26 protein-coding genes are annotated in these 24422 nt (G+C 34.1%); 18 read left to right on the top strand and 8 right to left on the bottom strand.

Annotated elements, in window-relative coordinates:
- Window positions 1-223: 223 nt before the first annotated feature.
- The gene (locus AC3WTI_RS09335) at window positions 224-1009 is read right to left on the bottom strand and encodes an MBL fold metallo-hydrolase (protein ID WP_087958309.1); all 786 of its coding nucleotides are present in this window, start codon (window positions 1007-1009) and stop codon (window positions 224-226) included.
- A 227-nt stretch (window positions 1010-1236) separates the two neighbouring features.
- On the opposite strand from AC3WTI_RS09335, the gene AC3WTI_RS09330 reads away from it, so the two are divergent.
- Both AC3WTI_RS09330 and AC3WTI_RS09325 read left to right on the top strand, forming a co-directional pair.
- Complete coding sequence (locus AC3WTI_RS09330) at window positions 1237-2001, top strand: DUF2087 domain-containing protein (protein WP_087958266.1); 765 nt, start codon at window positions 1237-1239, stop codon at window positions 1999-2001.
- Between the two features lie 98 nt (window positions 2002-2099).
- A complete protein-coding gene (locus AC3WTI_RS09325; RefSeq protein ID WP_000804154.1) occupies window positions 2100-3509 on the top strand; it encodes an MATE family efflux transporter in 1410 nt (469 codons plus the stop codon).
- Between the two features lie 57 nt (window positions 3510-3566).
- On the opposite strand, the gene AC3WTI_RS09320 is transcribed toward AC3WTI_RS09325, so the two are convergent.
- Entirely contained in the window at window positions 3567-4265 is a 699-nt protein-coding gene (locus AC3WTI_RS09320) for a peptidase E (protein WP_097841979.1), read from the bottom strand.
- Window positions 4266-4642: 377 nt separating this feature from the next.
- On the opposite strand from AC3WTI_RS09320, the gene AC3WTI_RS09315 reads away from it, so the two are divergent.
- The 6 genes from AC3WTI_RS09315 to AC3WTI_RS09290 all read left to right on the top strand — a co-directional run bounded on the left by AC3WTI_RS09315 (window position 4643) and on the right by AC3WTI_RS09290 (window position 8404).
- Window positions 4643-5041, top strand: a complete 399-nt coding sequence (locus tag AC3WTI_RS09315) for a DUF3942 family protein (RefSeq protein WP_087958269.1) — start codon at window positions 4643-4645, stop codon at window positions 5039-5041.
- Between the two features lie 93 nt (window positions 5042-5134).
- Window positions 5135-5551 carry a BlaI/MecI/CopY family transcriptional regulator gene (locus tag AC3WTI_RS09310; protein WP_087958270.1) on the top strand — a complete coding sequence of 139 codons (417 nt, stop codon included), beginning with the start codon at window positions 5135-5137 and terminating at the stop codon, window positions 5549-5551.
- Between the two features lies 1 nt (window position 5552).
- Window positions 5553-6365 carry a M56 family metallopeptidase gene (locus tag AC3WTI_RS09305; protein WP_097841980.1) on the top strand — a complete coding sequence of 271 codons (813 nt, stop codon included), beginning with the start codon at window positions 5553-5555 and terminating at the stop codon, window positions 6363-6365.
- A 53-nt stretch (window positions 6366-6418) separates the two neighbouring features.
- A complete protein-coding gene (gene ccdA, locus AC3WTI_RS09300; protein WP_087958272.1) occupies window positions 6419-7132 on the top strand; it encodes a cytochrome c-type biogenesis protein CcdA in 714 nt (237 codons plus the stop codon).
- 18 nt (window positions 7133-7150) lie between these two features.
- Complete coding sequence (locus AC3WTI_RS09295) at window positions 7151-7705, top strand: TlpA family protein disulfide reductase (RefSeq protein ID WP_087958273.1); 555 nt, start codon at window positions 7151-7153, stop codon at window positions 7703-7705.
- An 18-nt stretch (window positions 7706-7723) separates the two neighbouring features.
- Window positions 7724-8404 (top strand): prolipoprotein diacylglyceryl transferase family protein, encoded by a 681-nt coding sequence (locus AC3WTI_RS09290; RefSeq protein ID WP_097841981.1) that lies wholly within the window; start codon window positions 7724-7726, stop codon window positions 8402-8404.
- Window positions 8405-8458: 54 nt separating this feature from the next.
- Here AC3WTI_RS09290 and AC3WTI_RS09285 read toward each other — a convergent pair whose 3' ends face one another.
- Window positions 8459-9004, bottom strand: a complete 546-nt coding sequence (locus AC3WTI_RS09285; protein ID WP_087958275.1) for a helix-turn-helix domain-containing protein — start codon at window positions 9002-9004, stop codon at window positions 8459-8461.
- 150 nt (window positions 9005-9154) lie between these two features.
- Between AC3WTI_RS09285 and dsdA the strand changes: the two genes are divergently transcribed.
- Window positions 9155-10489, top strand: coding sequence for a D-serine ammonia-lyase (dsdA, locus tag AC3WTI_RS09280; protein WP_087958276.1), 1335 nt, complete (start codon window positions 9155-9157; stop codon window positions 10487-10489).
- Window positions 10490-10639: 150 nt separating this feature from the next.
- Window positions 10640-11887 carry a DUF445 domain-containing protein gene (locus AC3WTI_RS09275; protein ID WP_087958277.1) on the top strand — a complete coding sequence of 416 codons (1248 nt, stop codon included), beginning with the start codon at window positions 10640-10642 and terminating at the stop codon, window positions 11885-11887.
- A 30-nt stretch (window positions 11888-11917) separates the two neighbouring features.
- On the opposite strand, the gene exsE is transcribed toward AC3WTI_RS09275, so the two are convergent.
- Genes exsE through AC3WTI_RS09255 form a run of 4 tightly spaced genes read right to left on the bottom strand, consistent with a single transcriptional unit; the run spans window position 11918 to window position 14856 of the window.
- Entirely contained in the window at window positions 11918-12874 is a 957-nt protein-coding gene (gene exsE, locus AC3WTI_RS09270; protein WP_087958278.1) for an exosporium protein ExsE, read from the bottom strand.
- The gene (locus AC3WTI_RS09265; protein WP_087958279.1) at window positions 12871-13941 is read right to left on the bottom strand and encodes a hypothetical protein; all 1071 of its coding nucleotides are present in this window, start codon (window positions 13939-13941) and stop codon (window positions 12871-12873) included. The genes exsE and AC3WTI_RS09265 overlap by 4 nt, the downstream gene beginning before the upstream one ends.
- Window positions 13934-14377, bottom strand: coding sequence for a hypothetical protein (locus AC3WTI_RS09260; RefSeq protein ID WP_087958280.1), 444 nt, complete (start codon window positions 14375-14377; stop codon window positions 13934-13936). Before AC3WTI_RS09260 ends, AC3WTI_RS09265 begins: the two co-directional genes overlap by 8 nt.
- On the bottom strand, window positions 14374-14856 hold the full coding sequence (locus AC3WTI_RS09255) for an RNA polymerase sigma factor (protein ID WP_235608063.1): 483 nt from the start codon (window positions 14854-14856) through the stop codon (window positions 14374-14376). The genes AC3WTI_RS09260 and AC3WTI_RS09255 overlap by 4 nt, the downstream gene beginning before the upstream one ends.
- A 283-nt stretch (window positions 14857-15139) precedes the next feature.
- Here AC3WTI_RS09255 and AC3WTI_RS09250 point away from each other — a divergent pair, with 283 nt between their 5' ends.
- From AC3WTI_RS09250 to cls, 6 genes are all read left to right on the top strand, one after another.
- A complete protein-coding gene (locus AC3WTI_RS09250) occupies window positions 15140-15778 on the top strand; it encodes a response regulator transcription factor (protein WP_087958281.1) in 639 nt (212 codons plus the stop codon).
- A 4-nt stretch (window positions 15779-15782) separates the two neighbouring features.
- Window positions 15783-16883, top strand: coding sequence for a sensor histidine kinase (locus tag AC3WTI_RS09245; protein WP_087958282.1), 1101 nt, complete (start codon window positions 15783-15785; stop codon window positions 16881-16883).
- Between the two features lie 136 nt (window positions 16884-17019).
- On the top strand, window positions 17020-17958 hold the full coding sequence (locus tag AC3WTI_RS09240; RefSeq protein ID WP_087958283.1) for an ABC transporter ATP-binding protein: 939 nt from the start codon (window positions 17020-17022) through the stop codon (window positions 17956-17958).
- Window positions 17959-17995: 37 nt separating this feature from the next.
- Window positions 17996-19105 (top strand): ABC transporter permease, encoded by a 1110-nt coding sequence (locus AC3WTI_RS09235; protein WP_087958284.1) that lies wholly within the window; start codon window positions 17996-17998, stop codon window positions 19103-19105.
- A gap of 1 nt (window position 19106) precedes the next feature.
- Window positions 19107-20252 (top strand): ABC transporter permease, encoded by a 1146-nt coding sequence (locus tag AC3WTI_RS09230; RefSeq protein WP_097841982.1) that lies wholly within the window; start codon window positions 19107-19109, stop codon window positions 20250-20252.
- Between the two features lie 111 nt (window positions 20253-20363).
- Window positions 20364-21575, top strand: coding sequence for a cardiolipin synthase (cls, locus tag AC3WTI_RS09225; RefSeq protein ID WP_142286644.1), 1212 nt, complete (start codon window positions 20364-20366; stop codon window positions 21573-21575).
- Window positions 21576-21625: 50 nt separating this feature from the next.
- Here cls and pyrH read toward each other — a convergent pair whose 3' ends face one another.
- On the bottom strand, window positions 21626-22369 hold the full coding sequence (gene pyrH, locus AC3WTI_RS09220; protein WP_048527234.1) for a UMP kinase: 744 nt from the start codon (window positions 22367-22369) through the stop codon (window positions 21626-21628).
- Window positions 22370-22743: 374 nt separating this feature from the next.
- Between pyrH and AC3WTI_RS09215 the strand changes: the two genes are divergently transcribed.
- Together AC3WTI_RS09215 and AC3WTI_RS09210 are read left to right on the top strand one after the other, a co-directional pair.
- Window positions 22744-24015 (top strand): cation:dicarboxylate symporter family transporter, encoded by a 1272-nt coding sequence (locus AC3WTI_RS09215; RefSeq protein ID WP_097841983.1) that lies wholly within the window; start codon window positions 22744-22746, stop codon window positions 24013-24015.
- Window positions 24016-24039: 24 nt separating this feature from the next.
- A partial coding sequence (locus AC3WTI_RS09210) for a lyase family protein (RefSeq protein WP_255448404.1) occupies window positions 24040-24422 on the top strand: 383 nt, incomplete at its 3' end.

Here is a 24422-nt window from a genome sequence, read left to right as displayed (position 1 = left end):
TTTTGTAATAGTGGAGTGGCATGAAGTGACTTACAAGAATAGAAAGGTAGCGTTAGTCATAATTAGTTGTATGATGATTATGGGTAGTTGTGCTAATACATTTGTTGAAGATCGAAATCGAAAGTATATATTCGTACAGGCAAGTAAAGTGTTGGTAGAGGTTATACATAGAATATTATAGAAGATAAAAGGTGTTTTCTTATACGGAAACACCTTTTTGTATTTAAAATTGAATGATGAAGTTTTGGAATGAGTGAATACCAGTCCCGTGTTTAATCAGTTCTTTATCATTTAAATATTGAATAGCATATTTCACCTCTTTCAATATAACAGGTGAAAGGCCGAGGGTATGATGTGAACCAAAAATTTGTTTAATAGGAAAGACGTTTGTAATTTTATTTAGAGACTGAACTAGATCTACAGGATTTGTAGATGGATAAAATGCAAAAATTGTGCCCTCATAAAGTAAATCTCCCGTAAATAAAAACGCAGTTTCATAATCGTATATACAAATATGTCCTGGCGAGTGACCTGGGGTATGTATAATTTGAATTTTCCTATTTCCGATATCAATAATGTCTCCATCTTGTAGTAATTTTGTTGGTGTTCCTTGAAATGGAATGAATGTTTCAGGTTGAAATGTTTTAGGTGTAGGTAAAGTAATATCACGAGCGATGTCGTGCCTAATTTGAGTAATAGAAAGTCCTTTTATGCCGTTAATGAGCCAATCTGCTTCTAAAGCATGTACATAGATTTCTTCATATTGTGCGTGACTACCGATATGATCCCAATGGACGTGGGTTGTAACAACGGTAATTGGTAAGTTTGTTAGTTGATCAGTTATACGTTTTAAATTATCGATACCAAGTCCTGTATCGATAAGAATAGCAGCAGTATCGCCTACCAGCAAGAAGGAATGTACTTTCTCCCAATGTCCATATTCACTAATCGCATAAGTATTTCGAGCGATTTGTTTAACAGTAAACCAAGTATCTGGCAGAGTTATCATCATGTTTTGTTTCACATCCTATCGTAATTTATGTATTATATACATTCGCTTTTCGTTACTTGAAGTCCTGGTATAGGATTATTTAATAGACGTTTCAATAAAAGTTTGTAAAATAGGTAAACGAAACATTGAAATGTTTATTTTAATTGTGTTAAGATGATGAAGTGATAATAAACGATATTGAGATTTGTTTGTTTTGAAATAAACATTTTAAAGGAGTGTTTAGTATGAGTGATATTTCAGAGAAGTTTTGGGATGCGTCGGTTGAGGAATTGAAGAAAGGGTATGTGTTTGAAGCGGAAGCAGAGGAGTATATTTGTTTAGCTTGTGGAGAAGCGTTTATTAAGGGCGTAATTTATCAAGATAATCAAGTTCTGTATGAAGCAGAGAAGTTTGTACAATTGCATGTGCAAAATGAACATACGTCTATGTTTGATTATTTATTAAATCTTGATAAGAAGTACACTGGTTTAACTGATTTGCAAAAGAAGATGGTTCAGTTTTTCCATATGGGGCTGAATGATAAAGAGATTGTAAAAGAGATGGATGGCGGAAGTACATCAACTATTCGTAATCATCGATTTACACTTCGAGAGAAAATGAAGCAAGCGAAAGTGTTTTTAGCGTTAATGGAACTGTCGGAAGAAAAATCAAAAGTACAAACGAAATTTGTACCGATTCATAGAACCGCAACGATGGTAGATGATCGTTACAATATTACGGAAGAAGAAAATGATGAAGTATTAAAAGCACATTTTACAGAAGGATTAGATGGACCGCTTTCTAAATTTCCGAAAAAGCAAAAGCGTAAATTAATTATATTACGCCATTTAGTGACGAAGTTTGATAGTAATAAAAAGTACACTGAAAAAGAAGTAAATACTGTCATAGAAAGCATTTACCCGGATTTTGTAACTTTAAGAAGATATTTAATAGAATATGGATTTTTAGATAGAACAGCAGATGGAAGCGAATATTGGGTGAAGTTATAATTATACCGAAAAGGAAATGAATAGAAGCACATCATTATAACAACTATACAAAGAGATAGAAGTTGAAAACAGATTTTTAATAAAAGGAGAAATGAAATTTGAAACCACCTACAGATAATAATAAAGAAGGTGCGGAGTCACATAAGCTAGAAAGTGAGAGTAAACCAATTTGGAAATCGATGTCCATGTTTTTAGTACCGTTGCTATTAAGTAATGTACTACAATCAATTGGACAATTATTTGGTATGGTAGTTGTAGGAAGATGGCTTGGAGTGAATGATTTAGCGGCCATCTCAGCATTCTTCCCACTATTTTTCTTACTCGTTTCATTTGTAATTGGTATTGGTTCAGGTAGTTCGATTTTAATTGGTCAGGCGTTTGGTGCTAAAAACGAAGATCGTTTAAAAGCAATCGTTGGTACGACACTGACATTTACTTTTATTATTGGAGTTGTGTTGGCGATAGTAGGTAGCATTTTTGCGATGGATATTATGCGCCTTATGGGAACGCCAGAAAATATTATAGATATAAGTGTTCATTACGCGCGTATTTTATTTATATCGATGCCAGTCTTATTTTTATATTTTGCATACACAACGTTTATGAGAGGTACAGGAGATTCTAAAACGCCATTTTACTTTTTAATTGTAAGTACCGCACTAAATATGATTTTATTACCGATTCTTATTTTTGGATGGTTAGGAGCTCCGAAATTAGATGTGTATGGAGCAGCCTATGCTTCTGTTATATCTACAGTTATTACGTTTATTGTCATGTTAGTGTATTTAAAGAAGAAAAATCATCCACTACAATTAGATAGTACGGTAAGAAAATATCTTCGCATGGATGGGGAGTTGTTAAAGCTATTGCTGCGACTCGGAATTCCAGCGAGTATTAATATGATATTAGTTTCATTATCTGAAATTGCAGTAATCGCGTTTGTAAATCGTTACGGTTCGGATGCAACAGCAGCATATGGCGTCGTGAACCAAGTTGCAAGTTATGTACAAATGCCAGCCGTTAGCCTTGGTATTACAGTTTCTATTTTTGCAGCGCAATCAATTGGTGCAAATCAATTCGATCGACTGCAGAAAGTTGTGAAGGCCGGAATTATTATGAACTACGTCATCGGTGGTGTGCTAATATCTCTTATTTACTTGTTCTCAAGAGACATTCTATCACTATTTTTAACGAGTCAAACTACAATTGAAATTGCTCATAGCCTCGTTATGATTACGTTATGGAGTTATTTAATTTTCGGTCATGCACAAATTATTAGTGCGACAATGCGAGCAAGTGGTACAGTATTATGGCCAACTGTTATCGGCGTCGTATCAATTTGGCTTGTTGAAGTACCTGTAGCATATTATCTTTCTTACCATACAAGTCTTGGTATAGAAGGGATATGGATTGGATACCCAGCAGCATTTATTGTTAGCTTAATTTTACAGTATGCATATTATAAGCTTTCATGGCAGAAGAAACGAATTACAAGATTAGTGAGCTAAATCATGCAAATGTCCCTAAGTTATTATACTTAGGGACATTTTTTTGTAAATGTATGTTTATAAATAGCTTTTTAAAGTGATATCAAAATGTTGTCTAATGAGTTTGTTATCACTCATATAAAACTCCCACGCTTTTTCAGGTTCACCGATAATTTCAAAAGATTCTTCTGTAATATATAGAGCACAATTATCCTCTAGTGCAATGCCTTCTATATTACCTTGATGGTTTTGTAAAAAGGAATGGAAGGCGTTCATTCTATTTAATTGATTATAATGCGGACAAAATCTTTTGTTCACAATTCCCCAGCCGTTGCACTCTATATAACCAGAGTCTTCATAATTTGATCGAATGCTAGATGTGAACCAGCACATAGCACCAGCGCTATAGCCTGCAATGAGAGTTCCTTGCTGCAAAGCACATAATAATTTTTCATCTAGTTTATGTTCTTTCCATTGTGTAAGCATGTGAATATAGTTCCCGCCACCGAGGTAAATCAAATCAGCTGATTGAATCATTTCGTCTATTTCATATTTAGAAAGTGTATCGGCTATAGTACGTAAAATTTGTACTTCACAGTGTAATTGTTTTTCGAACGTGTCTAAAAATAATTTTATATAGCCTTCATCATCATGACTAGCTGTAGGAATGAATAATACTTTTGGATACAGTTTATTTGTTAATTCTATAAGTCGCTCATTAATAGGCGAGTGATTTAAATCTTGTAAATCACCGCCACCAATGACAGCTAATTTCATAGTAAAGCACCACCTAATCATTTTCGTTATATAAAAATTCGATAGAAGAGAGTTACATTCCTTCTCTCATGTAATGAATAAGTAGAAAATGGAGCTTCAGTATATCGGAATAGTAAAGGTGGTGATAGCTAAATAGAAAAATGAATTAGAAACAGTTTATTGATATATAATATTTCATACTATTGTTTCAAAATATAGGAAAAATATGTTTAAATTAATATAACGACGCAGTAATTAATATGGAACTAAAAAAAGAATTAGAAAAAATAGGGGTTTGAAAAGTACTTTTTACTTTTAATAGGAACTTGTACCGCAATATGGTAAAATTATTTCAATATATCTATTTAATATAGAATGAATAGAGGGAGCGTGAAAGAGTGGATTTTCGATTTGAGTTTGCAGCAAAAGTGAAAGAATACTTAGATGATGAGAAGGATGAAAAAATAATAAAAGATGGACATAGAGATATAATTTTTCACTATTTATATGCGTTAGAGGCTGAAATTGGTGTTGTAAAAAATCCTAACTTTACATTTTTCACATCAGGAAGACGTTCACATATCGTATTAGAAAATATTGAATTTAAAACAGAGGTAAATGTCAAAAGTAACATCATTGAAATTATAAAAATAGTGGATAACGTCGTTATTCCGTTAGATACTATCGTAGCAAAAGATCGGGAATTATTTGCACTTGGGCGTAATGAAACGTTTAGTGTACAAATATTAGAGCAGTATCTCTTTGAGACATTTGGAGAGAAGTTAGGTTTACAATGAATAGAATAGGGTAGTGAATTTTAGTGTATATCATTCGCGTTTGACCTTTCATTTAATTTATACTACAATTCGTAGTGTGAAAGGAGACATACTATGTTTACTCAAAACTATAAGTTAAATGAGCAAGGGTTAAATCACTTTTTTGGACCACTTGAAGCGAAAATTATGGAGATTGTTTGGTCTACCGAGGGTATTACGATTAAAGAAGTGCAGCAGAAATTAAGTGAAGAATCACCTGTGAATTTTAATACTGTTATGACAGTTATGAACAGATTAGTGGAGAAATTACACTTAGAAAAACAGACTGTGAAAAGAAGTGGCATATATCGTGCTGTACAAACAAAAGAAGAATTCTTATCCAATCAAACGAAGAAAATGACACAGGAATTGATGGGGGAGTTTGGAGATTTAGTTGTAAATCATATGCTAGATGAGTTAGAACAGGCCGATCCGATTTTAATAAAAAAATTAGAAGACAAATTGAGTCAGTTGAAAAAAGAGGATCAATAAAATGAAATGGCAAATTCGTAAAATCGTATTGTTAGCAGTCATTGTTAGTACCCTCTTTTTCAGTATGTTAGTGTATTATGTTACATATCCATTTCTGTTTCAAAATAAGGCGTTCTTTCTTTCAAATTTTTGCTTGTTCCAGTTTGAACAACATATGAAGGAATTATCGCTCATTCGTATTGTAATTGCTGGATTTTTACTACTTACTGTGTTCATCGTGTGCAAAAGAATTTGGCGACAATTTTTCTATAGTAAAAAGTTACAAGAAGTACTTATCCCTTTCACTCGAAAAGGAAAGCAAATATATATATTGCCGACCGAGGAAGTTGCGGCATTTACAATTGGGTTATTTCGTCCGAAAGTTGTCATGTCAGAAGGGATGCTGCAAACATTTTCAGATGAAGAAATGGATGCGATTATTTTTCATGAAGAATATCATCAAACGAATCGAGATCCATTAAAATTATTTTGTTTTACGTTATTAGCAGAAGGAATGATATACATCCCGATATTAAAAGGGCTATTGCAGCGTTATCATGTGTATCAGGAGTTAGCTGCAGATAAGTATGCAATGCGAAAAATGAAATCTAAATTCGAGTTAGGCAGTGCATTATTAAAATTAATTAAAATAAAGACGATGGAAAATCGATGTGTTACAGCTTCATTTGCAAAAACAGCAATAAATTTACGAATCGAGCAAGTGTTAAATGAAAAAGTTGTTAAGCTTACGATTCCGTTACATACGAATTCGGTGTATGTCACATTAGGTCTATTCTGTATGTCGGTTGTACTTATTGTCGGAGAGTGCATATAGCCTCTTTTTTTACGAATCAACACTACTCTATGTAGTGTTTTAGGGGGAATAATATGAATGCAGCAGATTTAACAATTTGGCTTGTAGCTGGAGCAGGGGTACTGTCATTTATATCACCATGTTCTTTACCGCTATATCCATCTTATTTATCATATATTACAGGTGTGTCTATTCAAGATTTAAAAGAAAATCGTGGGATGATGCAAAAATCAGCGATTATGCATACCGTATTTTTTGTGATTGGATTTTCGGTTATATTTTATGCGTTAGGGTTATCTGTAAGCTGGATTGGAATAACATTTTCATCTAACCAAAAATTGATTCAACAAATTGGTGGGATTTTTATTATTTTGATGGGATTGTTTATGACAGGCTTATTTCAACCTAAGTGGCTTATGGCAGAGAAAAAAGTGCAGTATAGAAGTAAATCGACTGGGTATATTCGCTCTATTATAGTCGGTATGACATATGCAGCGGGGTGGACGCCATGTGTTGGGCCGATATTCTCAGCTGTACTCATGCTTGGTGCGACGAATCCTGAAGGAGCACTTCTTTATATTACCGCATATACTCTTGGGTTCGCGGTTCCGTTTTTCGTGATGGCATTCTTTATTGGGAAGGTAAAATGGATTGTTACATATGCCAATGTCATGATGAAAATTGGCGGCGGAATGATGATTATAACAGGTATTTTATTGTATACAAATCAAATGACGAAAATTACAGCATTCTTTATTCGACTGTTTGGTGGATTTACGGGTTTTTAAAAATGAGGAGGAAGAAAAGTGAAGAAACTAATTGCGATTATACTGGCCGGGGCACTAATTTGGGCCGGAGTGAACTTTTATAATACAAAAAAAGAAGAAAAAGAAAGAAAAGCAAAACAAGTGGAGTTACAAGAAACAGAAGTATTACCACAAGTAGGATTTAAAGCGCCAAACATAACGTTAAAAGGATTAGACGGGAAGTTACATTCTTTAAATGATGCAAAAGGAAAACCGTATCTTATTAATTTTTGGGCATCATGGTGTGGTCCATGTGAAATGGAGGCACCTGATTTAGTTCGTATGTATGATAAATATAAAAAGGACGTTGAAATTTTTGCGGTGAATGCAACTGTAAGTGACCCAGTACAAGAAGCAGGTGCATTTGCGGATCGCTATGGATTTGAGTTTCCGGTTTTACTAGATATGGATGGAGTAGCTGGGTTAGATTATAAAGTATTTTCTTTACCAACGACATTTTTTGTTAATAAAGATGGAATTATCGTAGAGCAAGTACGAGGCGTATTACCTCCAGATCAATTAGAAGAGAAATTTAAGAAATTAATTGAGAGTTAAAGAGGGGATTTTGTATTAATGGAGTGGATCGTGAGGTTACAACCCGTATCTCTTATAATTGGAAGTCTATTTGGATTTATGTTGATGAAACGAAAGATGAAGAACGAAAGCGTACCATATGAAAAAATGATGGATGCAGTAACAAATGCTTTTCTAATCATCGTATTTGTGTGGAAATTTGCACCGGCATTTTTAAATCCAGCATGGGCTTTTAGGTCGCCATTGCAAGCACTATTAGCTATAGGAAGTATGAAGCATATGATAGCAGGATGCATAATTGCGAGTGTATACATTGTTTGGAAAAATAAAAAGGAGCAATTTTCACTTCGTATTTTACTTGATGCCTTGCCTATTGGATTATGTATGAGTATTGTTTTTTATTTTCTATTCCACCAAAAAGTAGGTGTACAAACGACATTGCCTTGGGGTGTGAAAATATACGAATCTAAATTTTTATATCACCCCATTTTTGTATACGAGATCATCCTTTCCCTTTGTATACTGGGCTTGTTATGGATGAAAAAAGAAAGACTCGGAAATGGAAAGAACATAAGTATTTTTCTAATAGTTGAGGGTGTGGCTCATATCATTATTTCGCTTATTAGTGAACAACAATCGGTTTTATTTGGTTTATCAATACAGCAAATAATGAGCTTCTCGATTATTAGTTTAGGAATTTTGATGGTGCCGAAAAAATAAAAAGATAGCTACATATGGAGTATATCCATGCGTGGCTATCTTTTTTATTTTATATTAAAAAATCGGCGGAGTAACAGAAAATAAAACAATCGCATTTTTCTCGAACTGATTTACCCATTTATGTTTTAAATAAGCGGGTATTTTTACGCTATCACCCTTTTCTAAAGTGTACTCTTCTTCGTTTAAATACAATGTAATTGTTCCGTCTAATACAAATGCTAATTCTTCCCCTTTATGTTCTAGTACATTTTCAGATGAAGCAGTATTCGGCGGAAGGGTCATAATTGCTGTTGCTAAATTTCCTGTGAAATCAGGTGATAACAATTCATATGATAAATTATCGATAATCATTTTTTTTCGTTTATGAGAACGTACAATTAAATCGTCTGTATTTGTATCTTCAAGTAAAAAGCTAAATGTTGGAACTTCTAAAGCTTTAGCGAGTACTTTTAATGTTTGAATAGAAGGATTAGCAGACCCGCGCTCAATTTGACTTAACATAGATGGTGTAATATCAGCCATCTTTGCTAAGTCTTTACTCGTTAACCCTTTTTCTTTTCTTTGTTTTTCAATCTTTTTACCAATATCTATATTTTCCATAATGAAAAGCTCCTTGTTTATTATTAAATTATATTTAAATAAATTAAATTAAAATTAACTAAAGTGAATGATTTGTGTTAAACTATATTAAAATTAATTTAATTATAATTTATTGAATCGTAAGCTACAAGGTTATGAGGAGGAAGAGAAATGAAGGGAATAGAGAATTTAAAAGAGGGATATCCACTCTTAAATAAATTAATCGCAACAGAAGAAGTGTTTTGGGTGAATCCGAACATGGAAAAGTATGAAACGGCAATAAAAGATTCGCCACTGAATGAAGAGAATGTAAAAGATGCGGAAGAGAGGTTAAAGCGTTTTGCACCATATATTGCGAAAGTTTTTCCTGAAACGAAAGAGACTAACGGCATAATTGAATCACCCTTACTAAAAATCCCTTCAATGAAACAAGCTTTAGAGAAACATTACGAGCAACCTATTTTAGGGGAATTATTATTAAAATGTGATAGTCATCTTCCAATATCAGGGTCAATTAAAGCTAGAGGCGGCATTTATGAAGTGTTGAAGCATGCTGAACAATTAGCTTTGCAGCATGGTATGTTAACAGAAGAAGCTGATTATTCCATTTTAGATAGTGATACATGTAGAGAGTTTTTTGCCACTTATTCTATCGCGGTAGGTTCTACAGGAAACTTAGGATTAAGCATTGGGATCATGAGTGCGAAGTTAGGTTTTAACGTAACGGTTCATATGTCAGCAGATGCGAAACAATGGAAAAAAGATTTATTAAGAAGCAAAGGTGTAAATGTTATTGAATATGAAGCTGATTATAGTAAAGCTGTAGAAGAAGGAAGAAGGCAAGCAGATGCTGATCCTAGCTGTTATTTTGTAGATGATGAAAACTCGCATGATTTATTTTTAGGATACGCAGTCGCAGCCTCGCGTTTACAAAAACAATTAGACAAGTTAGAGATTGTAGTAGACGAAGAACATCCTTTATTCGTTTATCTACCATGCGGAGTAGGGGGCGGACCTGGCGGAGTCGCATTTGGTTTAAAGTTATTATATAAAGACAACGTCCATTGTTTCTTTGCAGAGCCAACACATTCACCATGTATGTTACTCGGTTTAATGACAGGACTTCATGATAAAATTGCCGTTCAAGATATCGGGATTGATAATGTAACAGACGCGGATGGACTAGCGGTAGGAAGACCTTCTGGATTTGTCGGTAAAACGATGGAACCATTTTTGAGTGGAAATTACACAGTAAGTGATGAAGAGTTATATAGATTATTAAAAGAACTAGCAGATACGGAACATATTTATTTAGAGCCTTCTGCGTTAGCCGGTATGATAGGGCCGGTGAAAGTATGTAAAGAAGATGAGTATTTACAAAAGCAACAGTTAATAGAGAAGATGAAGAAAGGTACTCATATTGTGTGGGGAACAGGCGGTAGTATGGTTCCCGAAGACGTGATGAATGGGTATTATAAAACAGGTGTGGAATTAACGTTAAAATAAAAATGGGGCTTTTTACAGCCTCATTTTTTTCATGTGCATAAAATTCTTTGTTATTTTCGCATTAGTTCATTATAGTATAGATATAAAGAACGAATATCAAATAAATATAACAAAAAGCTTTATTTTACATAATAAGAGGATGTGTATACGATGTCATTACAGACTAAATATATAGCGGGTATTTCGCTTGGGGTTATGGGAGTAGGTTTTGCGGCTTCTATCCCATTTCAAGGAACGGTAGCTGGAGAGATTATACAAGGGGGATTTGAAGCTGGATTAGTTGGCGGACTCGCGGATTGGTTCGCAGTTACAGCATTATTCCGTCATCCGATGGGAATTCCAATTCCTCATACAGCGTTATTACCTAAAAATCGTAAACGAGTAACGAAAGGGCTCATTCATACATTAGAAAATGAGTGGCTGACGAAAGAAAGCATTACGAATAAAGTAAAAGAAATGCAGCTGGCACAAATGGTGCTGCAAATAGCTGAGAGAGAAATGCAGTCTGACGCTGTGAAAAAGGGGATTGTAACGATCGCGGAGAAAGCGATTGTTACAATAGATACAGAAAAGTTAGCTGTTATTATTGAAAAAGAATTAAAAACGTATTTGCATACAATTAATACAAGTAACATTTTACAAGTGCTTGTTGATCAATTAGTTGTGCAAGAATATGATGAAAAGACACTTGATTACATTTTAGTAAAAGTGAAAGATTGGACAGCGCAAGATGAAGCGCGTTATCAGCTCGGAAGCTTAGGTATGAAGGCGATGGAAAACATAAAAGTAGATGGGTTTTTACAGTTCACTTTGAAATCGTTTATGAATATTGTAGATGAAGATAAAATTGGCGGCATTTTGCAGAAATTTATTATTAGCAATATTAACAGCTTACAAGATGCGGATAATAGCACGAGACAACTTATATTATCGAAAATTCGCCAAGAAATTATAAATGTAAAAGAAAATGAAGCGTTACTACAAGAATTAGAAAATTGGAAAGAAAAATGGATTGCCAATTGGGATGCTACTGACAAAATTAAAGAGATGCTGGAGCAAGTACAACAAAGGGCAATTACTTTTGTGAAAAACGAAGAATTTGCGGATAAGTATGTTATTCCATTTTTACAAACGCAAATGAATAAAATAAAAGAAGATGAACAGACTGTTCAAAAAATAGAAGAGTGGTTACAAAAACAAGTTGTCACACTTGTGGAAAAGAATCATTCGAAAATCGGAAAACTTGTACAAGAAAATCTTGATAAGTTAGATGATAAAACGTTAATTGAAATGATTGAAAATAACGTCGGTAAAGATTTGCAGTGGATTCGGGTAAACGGGGCTGTTTGCGGATTTATGATTGGATTAGTGTTAGAAGGAATTAAAGCGATTATATGAGAAAAACCTTCCACAATTGTGGAAGGTTTTTTATTTTTCGATAACACTCATATTTATATTATAGGCTTTCTCAATATTTAATTTGTACGTCCCATTTCCTGTTTTAATCGAATTTTTATACCAATGTTCTTGCTCGTTGAATTCTGGATTTTCTTCTGAAGAATTATTTTCTTTTTTCGTTAAATCTTCAACTTGTTCCCAAGGTGTGTTTCCGTGTGCTTGTTTTTTGTTTGTTACGGCGATTAAAGATACATCGCTTTCTTTCGTTAAATGAACAGATACATTTGAACTTTCTTGTACAAACCAATTATTTTGCAATTGACCTGGATAAAGGGATAGTTCGTTATTTGAAGCACGAACTTCTACATTTTTATTTTGCGGAAGAACGAGTGTCGGCTTGACCTGTGGTGCTGAATTCCATAACGTATGTTGAACTGGTAATGATTTTAAAGTAATATACATCGTTTCCCCAGCTGTTTGAACTGAAAGGAAATCCTCTTGTTTTAAATTAAGTTTTTCATTAGTTTTCGTCGTCATTTCATATGTTCCAAGTAGGTGAATTTGATTTGTATCATTTCCCTCTATTGTTAGAGGGTGCTGTCCTGCATCCACTACAATTTTTTTGATAGATTCAGGTATATCAAGTTGTCCACTTGGAATATTACTCGTTTGGCGAGTGGTATGAATAGAATGACGAACTTCATCTAGTAATCCAGTTGATAATAAACAGTAAAAAGCAATTCCGACGCTTCCTAAAACGCCGATAAAGAAAATACTAAAAATATCATATTTAATAAAAGATTGTTCCTTCTTAGAAAATAGAAGGTATAGTAAAATTTCCACGCCAAGTATAATAAGTAAAACAGGCCACCATGCTGTTAAGGAATCTAATACCTCAGTACCTTTTATAACTGAAAATAGTAAGAAGCAACCTAATGAAATAATAGAAAGCCCCATTGAAAATGTTCCAACGCGCCATGTTCTCATTCTTGTGTACCACCTTTGTTTTCTTTATTTCCAACTAACAATTTAAAGCCGCCACCAATTAAGAGGAGTGCAACGATAGATGTTTGGAAATAGCGATAATAGAGCTCGCTAAGATGAATGTTAAATATAGTTGCAAAGTAATTATTCAAAATAGGAAGGACTGTTTGATCTAATAAATAATAACCACCAAGTGTAATTAACCCAATACCGATCCATCTTTGATGATTGATAAAATAATCAATGATAGGTTCGTCATTTACACGTTCTTTTCCATACTTTGCAGTTTGCTGTAAAGCGTCAAAGAAGCTATAGAACCAAATGATTGGTACTAAAAATAAAAACGCCGAAAGTCTTAATAAGTCGAGTAAATATATTGAAAGTAAAAAGGCTGCCATAAGCTGAAGGCCACGGCGTTGTAAGCCTAAATACATATGTCCTGCTCCAGGGAACATCGCTAAAATAGAAGCGAATGTTTTATTTTTCTTTCCTAGTTCACGGTGCTCTTCAAACTCTTCGAAAATAGTACGATCATCTAGTTGCTCGCCACGTTCTTTTTTCTGGAGTTGCTGAACAACATCGAAGAAATTGTAAATCCATAAAACAGGTAATGTAATAAGGAAGATAAGAAAACTTTCTTGCGATGTTAAAAGTGCAACGAATATAATCATACTTCCGATTCCTGTGCAAGCTACTAAAAATGTAAGTCCACGTTGCATAAGTCCTAATTGAAAATGACCAAGTCCAGGGATGATGGATAGGAGAATGATATAAAATCGTTCGCTTTCTTTAGAGGAATTTATCAATTCGCCAGCTTCTTGTTTTTTCGATTGATTAATAATAGTGATAACTAAATCTAATAAATTGATCGCCCATAACACGACTAGTAAAAATAGAGAAAGAAAAGCAATATCACGCGCTCCTAATGCTATTGTACAAAATGCTGCAAAGATAAATAGAAATACAGCCCCTCCGCTATATAAAATAAACCGTCCTATCTTTTTTAAATATAAATGTCCAAGCCCAGGAATTAGCCCTAATACAAGTGCTAAAAAGGGATTTTTATTCATGCTTTGAACCTCCGTCCTTTTTTGATGTGTCTACCGATTTGTTTACAATTTGTTGTGAGATAGAAGCCTCGTTATGTTTTGAAGATTTCTCGAAATTTGATGTCGCTGTGAAAATATATTGGAATAAACCACTTACCATAAAAATAATGGTAGCTGCGGTCGCAATTATGTAGTGAATAATCGTTCGCTTTAGTGAGTTTGTTTTTATATTTTCATTAGGTTGCAGCGTTTCAAAATCAATTTGCGTCATAACTTCATTCGTAAATGAATCATCATTTATCATTGGAAGGTTTTCCTGTTGTTCATCGATACTTTCCATATAAAGCGCTAAACAATGATCACATTCATAAAGGTGTTCTTCCATAGATTCACGTTCATTGCTTTCTAAAAAATCTAAAGTATAATTACGCCAATCTTCTTTTGAATAATGCGTCATAGAAACTCTTCCTCCTTCCAATGTTTTTTAATCCATTTTCTTGCCCGATACAGTTTCATTTCGACTGTTTTCACTTCGATGTTTTCCTGCAAAGCAATTTCTTGATAGCTTTTTTCTTCTAAGTAATGTGAGAGAACGACGTCACGGTAATTTTCGGGAAGTTCTCTCAGCTTTTGAGCAATGAGTAATTTTTGCTCTTTCGTCAATAATAAAGCCTCAATATTTTGAGAGGATTTTATATTTTCCTCAGTTTCTTTACATAAGGAGAGCTCTTCGTTTTCTCTAGCTTTTTTTCTCTTATAATCAATAGCGTGATTGGTGGCAATACGCGCCATCCACGTTTTTAATCCGCGAAATTGATAATTTGGGAGAGAGGCGTGAATTTTTACGAATACTTCTTGTGTAACATCTTTCGCATCTTCTTCATGTCTTAAAATGGAAAAGATAACTTGGAAAATATAGTGACGATATGTTTGCACAAGGATACGAAAAGCATGTTCGCTCCCTTGCTGTGCTTTTTCAATTAATTGTTTTTCCTCAATGGGTCTCTCCCTCCTTTTTGACGCATTCTATTATATAGACGTAAGAAATGACTGGTCACCCTACACATGTTGTAAAAAAAGAATAATATATTTTTAGAAAGGAGGCTATATGAAAAAAGGTGTGAAAAAATGGTAAAAAGGAGTATATAATGAGCAAGTGGGAAATGTTACGGGAAGAAAGGATGTGAATGTTAGTAGGGGAAGGTCCATACTAACAAACATGAAAATTAAAATATTAATCGCAGACGATAATTCTTTTATTAGAGAAGGCATGAAAATTATTTTAAATACATATGAAGAGTTCGAAGTGGTAGATACAGTAAATGATGGGAAAGAAGCAGTGGACTATTGCAAAAAGAACGACGTTGATATCGCTCTCTTAGATGTTCGTATGCCAAATATGAACGGGGTAGAGGCGACGAAATTTATTTGTGACGAGACGAGAACGAAACCGCTAATTTTAACGACGTTCGATGATGATGAATATATTTTAGATGCAGTAAAAAACGGAGCGAAAGGTTATTTATTAAAAAATAATGATCCAGAGCGTATTCGTGATGCAATAAAAGGAGTATATAACGGTCAAACTGTTATGCAAGATGTAGTGCTTGATAAAATTAAGTGCAATTTAATGGAAAGCAAAGAGGACGAATGTAAAATAGATAAGAGCCTTTTTACAGAAAGAGAACTTAGTATTATCGCGTTAATAGCGAAAGGTTTCTCCAATAAAGAAATTTCAAAGCAACTTTTCATATCAGAAGGAACGATTGCAAATTATATTACATCCGTTTTAGGGAAAACTGGACTTGAACATCGCACACAAATTGCGATTTATTATTTAACAGGGAAAGTAGATTAGTGATATGGAATTTTGGTTAATTGTAAGTAAATTAATTGTCTTTATATATATTGTGTTTAGTTACATTTATTTAAATGTTGCGAATTTACCATGGATTATACTTACTTTGCTTTTATATCTTTCTGTAAACGTGCTCATTTCTATATTTAAAAAAGATACGCAAAAAAGCATATTAACTACTCTGTCAATTGGTCTAGTTATATTATTTACATGGAAGGTTCATCCGTTTTTTATTTTGTTTTTACCTTTAAACTTATATGAAATTATATTTCGTTATATAGAGAAGAAATGGCTGATCTTTATCATAATGATGATTCCTATTATTTTTACAAATGAAAGTATCCGAATGACATATGGATTAATTGTTGCATTTGCCTTCATCGTATTAACTATGGCAGAACGGTATACATCGCGTATATTAAAGCTTGAATCACAAAATGATAAGATGCGAAAAGATATGCAGCGGCTGACGAAAAGCTTACATGAAAATAAAGAGTATATAAAGCAATCAGAGTACACATTTAAGTTAGAAGAGAGAAACCGGCTCTCTCAAGAAATTCATGATAAAATTGGCCACTCGATGACAGGGGCGCTAATTCAAATGGAGGCAGCAAAGAGATTAATGGGGATAGATAAAGAAAAATCTGCCGAGTTATTACAAAATGCAATTCATATTTCGAAAGATGGAATTGAAAGTATTCGGGTTACATTAAAAAATATGAAACCACCAACTGAGCAAATTGGTATTCATCGTATGAAATTATTCATAGAGGAATTTGCCGGTAAGCATGATATAAATATTCCTTTCGTATATAAAGGGAATTTAGATATGATTTCACCGATTCAGTGGAAGATTATCGGTGAAAATGTTACGGAGGCATTAACAAATGCGATGAAATATGCTGATGCGACAGTCATTTCAATCGATATTCATGTACTTAATAAGATGGTAAAGGTACAAGTGAAGGATAACGGAAAAGGTGCAACTCGCGTTAAGAAAGGTCTCGGGATTATGGGGATGGAGGAGCGAACAGCATCAGTAAACGGGAAAATTATTGTAGATGGAACAAGTGGTTTTTCAGTAACAATGTTGTTGCCCATATAGGAAATGGTTATGAAAATGAATCATCTCATATGAAAAAAGTGAATAATCTCATGTGAAAAGAATGAACTTCTGCACTGAGCAGGTTCATTCTTTTTGTTTATACTAAAAGCAGAGAAACCGAAATAGGGGTGAAATGATGAATACATTAGAAATTAAAAATTTAACGAAAAAATTTGGTGATTTCATCGCGGTAGATAATATGTCTTTATCTATTAAAGAAGGAGAGATATTTGGCTTTTTAGGATCAAATGGTGCTGGTAAGAGTACAACGATAAATATGATTGCTGGCTTGCTAAGAAGTAATGAAGGTGAAATTAGCATATTAGGAAAAAATATAAAGAAGCATAATCGGTTTGCGAAGATGAATATCGGTATCGTTCCACAAGATATTGCGATTTATGAAGAGTTAACAGCCTATGAAAATGTGAAATTCTTTGCTGGATTGTACGGGTTAAGAGGAGCTGAACTAAAAGCGAGAGTAGAGGAAGCACTTCAGTTTGTAGGGCTTAGCGATAAACATAAAAGTTACCCGAAAAACTTTTCTGGCGGAATGAAACGAAGACTGAATATCGCTTGTGCAATCGCTCATAGACCGAAGTTAATTATTATGGATGAGCCGACAGTTGGAATTGATCCACAGTCAAGAAACTATATTCTTCAGTCTGTTCGAAAATTAAATGAAATGGGAAGTACCATTATTTACACGAGCCACTACATGGAAGAAGTAGAAGAGATTTGTACGAAAATAGCAATTGTAGATCACGGTAAAGTAATTGCGGAAGGCACGAAAGAACAGTTAAAAGCGATTATTACTGATACGAAAGATATTTGGGTTGAAGTGAAATCAGTAGAAAATTTAGACGGAGAACAGTTAAAAGAGATAAACGGTGTGAAAGCTGTTCAAATTGAAGAGAACGTAATTAAAGTAAACTCGGATGCAGGAGTAAATAATTTAAATAAAATTATTCAGCACTTCATTAATCATGACATTGAAATCCGCTCGTTAGAGGAGCAAGCTCCAAACTTAGAAACAGTATTCCTTACGTTAACTGGAAGAAACTTACGAGATAAATAAAAGGTAAATGAAGAAAAGGTAAAGGGAGGTTCATCAATTGAACATCTTCAATATTGCAGTTATGCATATTAAAAGAGATTTCAGGGACGTAAGAACTTTAGTTTTTATGTTAGCATTTCCGATTGTGCTAATGCTTGTGTTAGGAACGGCGTTAACGAATGCATTTAATAGTGATAGTCAATCGATTAAAGATATACAGGTGCTATATAAGGATGAAGCAAGTAGCACATTTTCTCAAGCATTTGAAGCATTTACGAAAGAAGTCGATAAATCGAGTATTCATTTTAAAAAAGCTTCTGGCAGTATAGATGGGAAAGAAGAAGTGAAGCAAAATAAATATGCTGCTTATGTAGAGTTAAATAAAGATGGTGCAAAATTGTACGGAAGTGACAAAAGTAGTATTGAGGGAAGTATTGTGGAAGGTATGCTTACAACATTTGTTGATAAGTACAATGTAGCGACCGAGGTTGCTACAGTAGATCCTAGTAAGGTGAGCGCAGTTATTTCAAACGGAAATCATAATGATTATATAAAAGAAACATCTTTACAAGCTGCGAAAAAACCAGGTTCTATGGATTACTATGCGGTTGTAATGACAACGATGATTGCACTATATGCTGCGATGGGAGCGAGTTCTTTGATTCGAGGAGAACGAATACGTAAAACAGGAGATCGTCTCATTGCTGCACCTGTAAGTAAGGCTGAAATATTCATTGGAAAAGTACTTGGTAGTCTAGTAGCAAATGCCCTTTGCGTATTACTTGTCATGTTATTTAGCAAATTTGTATTTCAAGCAAATTGGGGCGACCACCTTGGAATCATATTTCTTATTTTATTAACACAGGTCTTTCTAGCAATTAGCTTCGGTTTAGGGATTGGATATATTACGAAAACAGCTGAATCATCGAGAGCGATTATTCTTGTAGTTGTGCAAGTAGCCTCTATTTTTGGTGGTGCATATTTCGTAATAGAAGAAAATTTCGTTACGAATTTATCACCATTAACGTGGGCAAACACAGCTGTTATGAAAATTATTTATGCAAATGATGTAGGAGCAGCACTGCCAGTAATATGTTTAAATCTTGGGATTTCAACACTCTTTTTATTACTTGCAATTATTGCATTACGTAGACGGGAGGGGCTATAGTATGAAAGATATTTTATGGCTCATACAAAAAACGTTATCTGTACTTTTGAAAAATAAAAAAGGCTTATTCATTATTATTAGTTTGCCAATAATCGGAACGCTTATCTCTTTTTCGATATACGGAAATGCAGGGCAAGGATCGTTAAATATAGGGATTATAAATAAAGAAAACGAGCCGATAGCAAATGATACGATAAAGTTTTTAGAAGGATTAAATCATGTGAAAGTGAGTAAGGTAAAGGAGTCGGAAGTAGAAGATAAACTCACTTCCAAAAAAATTGATGGAGTTATAACATTACATTCAGGTTTTTCAAAAAGTGTTCGAGAAGGGAAACCAGATCATATCGAGATTGCATCCATTAAAGGTGATCAAGTAACAGGATTTATAAAATCATATTTATATAGCTATATTGATAATGTAGCAGCTATTAGTAAAGTTGCAGGAACAGATCAAAGTACATTTAATACTATGTACGCAGGGTATCAAAAAAGTGCATTTAAAATGAAGACGGAGACGCTAGAAGATACTTCCAAAAATAAAGATATGACAAATCAAACGATGGGTTATCTTATTATGTTTATGCTGTTTTCAGCAGCGAACTTATCAGGTTATATTTTAAAAGAAAAAGAAAATAGAACGTATTTCAGACTCTTATCAACGCCGATAGATGGGAAGAAGTTTATATTATCTAATGTCGGGGTAAATCTGATGATATTAACAGTACAAATTCTGATTACAACCCTATTCCTAACGAATGTATTTCATACGAATATCAATATGCCTTTCATAGTGATGATTGGTGTACTCATGCTATTTGCATTAATAGCGATTGGAATATCGTTAGTTCTTGTTGCTTTTTCGAAAAACTCAGCATCAGCAAACGCAATGCAAAATATGGTTATTGTACCGACATGTTTACTTGCTGGATGTTATTTCCCGTACGACATTATGCCAAAAGCAGTGCAAAAAGTAGCTGATTTTCTTCCGCAGAGATGGCTATTAGACACAGTATCAAAACTACAACAAGGAATTCCAATTTCAGATTTGTATTTAAATATTTTAATCTTAATTGCCTTTGCGGTAGCATTCTTCTTAATTGCTATTTATAAGTTTGGAAGAAATAATGATGCGAGAAACTTTGTTTAATATGAAAAGGGTGCGACGTTAAGTTGCACCCTTTTTTTGTATGAAGCATGAAATGTAAATTGGAATGACAAAATAGAAGGGTGGAAAGAAAAGGAGCGGAAGGAAATCAAAATGATTAAAAAAATATTGCGAGTTACTTCTATTATTATTGCTATTGTTGTTTTTATTGTAATTTGGATGCATATCGATGTTACTTTAGGTAGGAAAATGGAAGCCGGGAAAAATATGCCGACAGAGTATGCACCTCATTATAGTGATTTTCAATTATATATAGAAGGGAAGTCTTTTTATAAACAATTATTTACTGATATAAGAGAAGCCAAAAGCTCCATTTACACGTATTTCTTCATTTTGTCGGATGATAAAAGTAGCCATACTTTTTTAAACTTATTAAAAGAAAAGGCAAAAGAAGGAGTAAACGTCTATTTATCCGTTGATCGTATTAATGATTTATCATTTGAAAGAAAGATGATAAACGAATTGCGGGAAAGTGGTGTACATTTTACATATAGTAGAAAACCTAAATTGCCATTCGGATTTTATTCACTTCACCATCGTAATCATCGCCGTATTACGACGATTGATGGGGAGATTGGATATACAGGTGGTTTTAATATAGGGGATGAATATTTGGGGAAAGATAAGAAATTTGGATATTGGCGTGACTATCATGTGAGGCTTAAAGGGGAAGGAGCCAAAGATTTAGAGGAACAATTTGCTTTAGATTGGAAACGAGATACGAAAGAACATATAAAGAGAAGTACGAATAAAGCGAGTAAAGGGAATACATTACATACGATGGCTAGTTATAATGGACATCACGTCGCTGAAACATATATCGAATTAATACAACAAGCGAAGCATTCAATCGTAATTACAACACCTTATTTTATAGCGAAAAATAAAGAATTTATGAATGCTTTAATAGAAGCGCAAAAACGTGGTGTTACAGTGAAAATACTTTGGTCATATAAACCAGATATTCCTCTCATTAAAGAGGCAGCGTATCCTTATATTCGTCAAGCTGTTAATAACGGAATTAAAGTATACGGTTATAAAAAAGGGATGTTTCATGGGAAGTTAACGCTGATTGATAATGAACTAACTGTTATCGGTACAACGAACATAACGGCACGTAGCTTCTATATAAATGATGAGATGAATTTGTATATTCATGGTGGAACTATCGTATCAGAAGTGAATGAGGCATTAACAAAAGATTTTGGTGATTCAAAGGAAATGACGAAAGAGTTTTTTGAGAAGTTATCGTTTTGGGAGCGTTGTAAGGAAAAGTTGGGGGGATTGGCTGATTTTTATTTATAAAGTTTAAAGAAAAGGGGTCTTTTAGAGGCCCCTTTTTTTATGGGGAATAATTATTTCTCATGCACAAGCAATGAAGCATCATCATTAATCAAAGTCCCTACGTGCTCCCCTAAGCAAATTCTTTTCATAACCCCCGGCTCATCGAAGTTAAAGACGTGTGCAGGTAAATTATAATCACGGGCAAGTAGTAAAGCGGCTTGATCCATTACTTGTATGTTTTGCCTAACAATATCGTTATAGTTTAGTTTTTTATACATTTTTGCTGCTTTATTATGCTTTGGATCGCTAGTAAAGACGCCATCTACTCCTTGTTTTGCGACTAATATTGCGTCACTATTCATTTCAATGGCTCTTTGAACACTTGGATAATCTGTCGTAACGAACGGTTGCCCGTTGCCGCCTCCAAAAATAACGATATAACCGCTATCTAAATGGTGTACTGCACGTAAGCGAATGTATGGTTCAGCTACAGCATTAAACGGGATGGAAGTCATAACGCGCACTTCTTTATTTGTTTTACTCGTTAAAACGCCGCGTAGCATTAAGCTATTGATAATTGTACCTAGTGTACCGATATTATCAGCTTCTACACGATCAATGCCCCATTCTTCAGCTAAATGACCTCTGAAAATGTTCCCGCCTCCGATGACGATAGATACTTCAATACCTAAATCAACGATGGATAAAATCTCATTTGCGATATGTTCTAATCGTTTGGAGTTAAAGCTATTTCCTGTTTGATCGGCAAGTGCACCGCCGCTTAATTTAATTAAGACACGTTTATATGGCCTCATAACAATTCCCCCTATATAGATCGCAATTAAAAAGGAACAAAGGCAAATGCCTTTGTTCCTTTTTAAGAAAATGAAAAAGAAAAGAAGATAGAACGAATTTTTGTACATAATTTTTCATACTATCCACTCCTTTTCATTTCGATTTGTTGTAAGTATATATCTTTTTGATTATACGAAACAATCTGATTACTTATCAAGTATATTTTATTTCTTTTTAATGAAAAGGTGTCAATGAAAAAGAAAAGAAAAATTTTCGAATTTTTTGTGACGAACTTGTAGTTTTTTGTATGATTTTGTAGGTTCGCCTATATGATGTGTGAGTAAGCTTTTATAAATACGAAATGAAAGCGTTCGCATAAAGGGGATGAACATAAATGAAAAAATTCGGATTGGCAACACAAATTTTTGTTGCACTTGTTTTAGGGATTGTAGTAGGGGCAATCTTCTATGGTAATAAAACGGCGATTTCTTATATCACACCAATTGGGGATATATTTATTCACTTAATTAAAATGATTGTAGTACCGATTGTTATTTCAGCATTAATTGTTGCGGTAGCTGGTGTAGGAGATATGAAGAAGCTTGGGAAACTGGGCGGGAAGACAATTCTTTATTTCGAAATCATTACGACGATTGCTATTTTAATGGGATTACTTGCGGCAAATATATTCCAACCAGGTACTGGTGTTGATATGAATAACTTACAGCAAAGTGATATTTCTTCTTATAAACAAACAGCAGATGCGACAGAGAAGCAAGGTTTTGCTGAGACAATTGTTCATATTGTACCGAAAAACGTATTTGAATCGATTGCACAAGGTGACTTATTACCGATTATTTTCTTCTCAGTATTATTCGGTTTAGGAGTTGCGGCAATTGGAGACAAAGGAAAGCCTGTCTTTAACTTCTTTGAAGGTGTACTCGAAGCGATGTTTTGGGTTACAAATCAAGTTATGAAATTTGCACCATTTGGTGTATTCGCATTAATTGCGGTTACGGTTGCAAAATTTGGTGTAGCAACACTACTTCCTTTAGGAAAACTAGTGCTAGCTGTATACGTAACTGTTATACTATTCGTTGTGATTGTATTAGGTATTAATGCTCGAATGGTTGGCGTAAACATTTTTACATTAATGAAAATATTAAAAGAAGAACTTATTCTTTCATTTACGACAGCAAGTTCAGAAGCTGTTTTACCTAATATAATGAGAAAAATGGAAGAGTTTGGTTGTCCAAAGGCAGTTGCCTCTTTCGTTATTCCGACAGGTTATACATTTAACTTGACTGGATCAGCTATTTATCAAGCGTTAGCGGCATTGTTTGTTGCACAAATGTACGGTGTGCACATGTCACTGACAGAGCAAATAACGTTATTATTCGTTCTCATGTTAACATCCAAGGGTATGGCGGGAGTTCCAGGTGCATCGTTCGTTGTTGTATTAGCAACGTTAGGTTCAATGGGGTTACCACTAGAAGGTATCGCTTTAATTGCGGGAATTGACCGCATTTTAGATATGATTCGCTCATCTGTCAATGTATTAGGAAATGCATTAGCGGCCATTGTTATGTCGAAGTGGGAAGGCGAATTCGATAATGAGAAAGCAAAACAATATGTAGAAACAGTCAAAGAAACAAAAGCAGCATAAGAAATCGTTAAGGAGTGAATAATCATGGCAACATTAACTGAAGTTAAAAATGGTGTTCGAATTGAAAAAGATTTTTTAGGTGAAAAAGAAGTACCAAACTATGCATACTACGGCGTACAAACAATGCGTGCAGTTGAAAACTTCCCAATTACAGGATACAAAATTCATGAAGGCTTAATTAAAGCGTTCGCAATTGTAAAGAAAGCTGCAGCACTTGCTAATACAGATGTAGGAAGATTGGAATTGAATAAGGGCGGCGCGATCGCAGAAGCCGCTCAAGAAATTCTTGATGGAAAATGGCATGATCATTTCATCGTAGATCCAATTCAGGGCGGAGCAGGTACTTCAATGAACATGAATGCAAATGAAGTCATTGCCAACCGTGCTCTTGAATTATTAGGAATGGA

It is taken from the genome of Bacillus sp. EB106-02-03-XG38 (genome assembly GCF_058792175.1).
Note: the sequence above shows the minus strand (reverse complement) of the source record. Positions and strands in the feature narration are given on the sequence as shown.

Bases quoted from the DNA above. Each gene is read 5' to 3' on its own strand.
- cls (WP_142286644.1), top strand. From the start codon at position 20,364: ATGATTAAAAAAATATTGCGAGTTACTTCTATTATTATTGCTATTGTT.
- AC3WTI_RS09335 (WP_087958309.1), bottom strand. From the start codon at position 1,009: ATGATAACTCTGCCAGATACTTGGTTTACTGTTAAACAAATCGCTCGA.
- ccdA (WP_087958272.1), top strand. From the start codon at position 6,419: ATGAATGCAGCAGATTTAACAATTTGGCTTGTAGCTGGAGCAGGGGTA.
- AC3WTI_RS09250 (WP_087958281.1), top strand. From the start codon at position 15,140: ATGAAAATTAAAATATTAATCGCAGACGATAATTCTTTTATTAGAGAA.
- AC3WTI_RS09310 (WP_087958270.1), top strand. From the start codon at position 5,135: ATGTTTACTCAAAACTATAAGTTAAATGAGCAAGGGTTAAATCACTTT.
- exsE (WP_087958278.1), bottom strand. From the start codon at position 12,874: ATGAGAACATGGCGCGTTGGAACATTTTCAATGGGGCTTTCTATTATT.
- AC3WTI_RS09265 (WP_087958279.1), bottom strand. From the start codon at position 13,941: ATGAATAAAAATCCCTTTTTAGCACTTGTATTAGGGCTAATTCCTGGG.
- AC3WTI_RS09290 (WP_097841981.1), top strand. From the start codon at position 7,724: ATGGAGTGGATCGTGAGGTTACAACCCGTATCTCTTATAATTGGAAGT.
- AC3WTI_RS09245 (WP_087958282.1), top strand. From the start codon at position 15,783: ATGGAATTTTGGTTAATTGTAAGTAAATTAATTGTCTTTATATATATT.
- AC3WTI_RS09215 (WP_097841983.1), top strand. From the start codon at position 22,744: ATGAAAAAATTCGGATTGGCAACACAAATTTTTGTTGCACTTGTTTTA.
- AC3WTI_RS09275 (WP_087958277.1), top strand. From the start codon at position 10,640: ATGTCATTACAGACTAAATATATAGCGGGTATTTCGCTTGGGGTTATG.
- AC3WTI_RS09230 (WP_097841982.1), top strand. From the start codon at position 19,107: ATGAAAGATATTTTATGGCTCATACAAAAAACGTTATCTGTACTTTTG.
- AC3WTI_RS09305 (WP_097841980.1), top strand. From the start codon at position 5,553: ATGAAATGGCAAATTCGTAAAATCGTATTGTTAGCAGTCATTGTTAGT.
- AC3WTI_RS09285 (WP_087958275.1), bottom strand. From the start codon at position 9,004: ATGGAAAATATAGATATTGGTAAAAAGATTGAAAAACAAAGAAAAGAA.
- dsdA (WP_087958276.1), top strand. From the start codon at position 9,155: ATGAAGGGAATAGAGAATTTAAAAGAGGGATATCCACTCTTAAATAAA.
- pyrH (WP_048527234.1), bottom strand. From the start codon at position 22,369: ATGAGGCCATATAAACGTGTCTTAATTAAATTAAGCGGCGGTGCACTT.
- AC3WTI_RS09320 (WP_097841979.1), bottom strand. From the start codon at position 4,265: ATGAAATTAGCTGTCATTGGTGGCGGTGATTTACAAGATTTAAATCAC.
- AC3WTI_RS09330 (WP_087958266.1), top strand. From the start codon at position 1,237: ATGAGTGATATTTCAGAGAAGTTTTGGGATGCGTCGGTTGAGGAATTG.
- AC3WTI_RS09240 (WP_087958283.1), top strand. From the start codon at position 17,020: ATGAATACATTAGAAATTAAAAATTTAACGAAAAAATTTGGTGATTTC.
- AC3WTI_RS09260 (WP_087958280.1), bottom strand. From the start codon at position 14,377: ATGACGCATTATTCAAAAGAAGATTGGCGTAATTATACTTTAGATTTT.